3 protein-coding genes are annotated in these 1349 nt (G+C 76.4%); 1 reads left to right on the top strand and 2 read right to left on the bottom strand.

Features of this window, described 5'->3' with window-relative positions; genetic code table 11:
- Positions 1–311 (top strand): hypothetical protein (locus tag AA75_RS50360; RefSeq protein WP_199520518.1); only part of this gene is annotated, 311 nt, incomplete at its 5' end.
- 112 nt (positions 312–423) lie between these two features.
- Here AA75_RS50360 and AA75_RS38700 read toward each other — a convergent pair.
- Both AA75_RS38700 and AA75_RS52980 read right to left on the bottom strand, forming a co-directional pair.
- Positions 424–957, bottom strand: a complete 534-nt coding sequence (locus AA75_RS38700) for a gamma carbonic anhydrase family protein (protein WP_033825125.1) — start codon at positions 955–957, stop codon at positions 424–426.
- A gap of 181 nt (positions 958–1138) precedes the next feature.
- A partial coding sequence (locus AA75_RS52980; protein ID WP_033825124.1) for an ADP-ribosylglycohydrolase family protein occupies positions 1139–1349 on the bottom strand: 211 nt, incomplete at its 5' end.

Raw genomic sequence — 1349 nt, 5'->3', positions numbered from 1 at the left:
CCGTGGCCGCCGGCGTCAGTGCGCCGCTGTGCGGGCTCGCGGCGCTCGGCTTCCGGCGGGCCGTCGGCGCCCCCGGCCCGCCGGGGGCGGCCGGCGCGGTCTCCGCGCTGCTCCAACTCGGCTGGACGGTCCTCGCGTTGCTGCTGGTCGTGCTCGCCGTGGTCTCCCTGGTCCGCGGCGAGTACCCGCTGCCCGGGCTCGCCCCGACCGCGGGCGCGCTGCTCTGCTACCTGGTGCTGGCCTCGCGGGTCCGCCGCGCGGGCCGCCGGGCGGGGGAGGCGATGGGCCCGGGCCGCCCGCAGGAGTCCTGACCGGTACGGGCGCTGCCACCGGCGGGAGCGCGTACGGGGCGCTGCCACCGGTGGCCGGCCGCTGCCGGTGCGACGTCGGCCGTCCTGCGGGGCGTCGGCCGTCCAGTGGGGTTCAGCCGTTCTGCGGGGCGATGTCGGCGTGCGCGCGGGCGAGCAGCAGGTAGCCCTCGCCGTTGGCCTTGATACCGGCCCGCTCCTCCTCGGTGACCTCGCGCCGCACCTTCGCCGGGACCCCCGCCACCAGCGAACCGGGCGGCACCTGCATGCCCTGCGGCACCACCGCACCCGCCGCCACCAGCGAACCGGCGCCGATCCGGGCCCCGTTCAGCACGGTGGCGCTCATCCCGATCAGCACGTCGTCCTCCACCGTGCAGCCGTGCAGGACCGCGTTGTGGCCCACCGTGATCCGCTCGCCGAGTACGGCCGGGAACGCGGGGTCGCTGTGCACGGTGCAGTTGTCCTGGATGTTGGTGCCGGCGCCCACCGTGATGGCCTCGGCGTCGCCGCGCAGCACCGCGCCGTACCAGACGCTCACCCCCGCCGCGAGGCTGACCGACCCCGCCACCACCGCGTTGGGGGCCACGAAAGCGGTCGGGTCGACCTCCGGCGTCCGGCCGGCGACCGCGACGATCAGGGGCTCTGCCATGACTCTGTTCTCCTCTGCCTGAATACTGCGGGCATAGTGCCGGGTCCTCGCCCCTACCGTCGCGCCGGGCACCGAGTGCCGGTCGCCCGGCGGTGGTGCGTGCCCGGCGGTGGTGCGTGCCCGGTACGGGTTCGCTGCGCAGGTTACCCGCGGCCCGGTGAGCGCCGGTCGGGTGCCCGCGTCAGGACTGCTCGACCCAGTCCGGCAGCGGCTCGCGCCGGGTCAGCCACGCTGCGGGGACCCCGGCCAGACCGGTGCGGGCGGCGACCGTGCCACCGGTGATCGCGCAGGTGGTGTCGACATCGCCGAGCCCCTCCGCCGTGGTCCACAGCGCATCGGTGGGGCTGTCCAGATGCCACGCCGCCGACCAGAGCGCGAAGGGCACGGTGTCA

It is taken from the genome of Kitasatospora sp. MBT63, assembly GCF_000710465.2.
In the GTDB taxonomy this organism is placed as follows: Bacteria; Actinomycetota; Actinomycetes; order Streptomycetales; family Streptomycetaceae; genus Kitasatospora.
The sequence above is the reverse complement of the archived record's forward strand: the minus strand, read 5'-3'. Positions and strand labels throughout refer to the sequence as shown.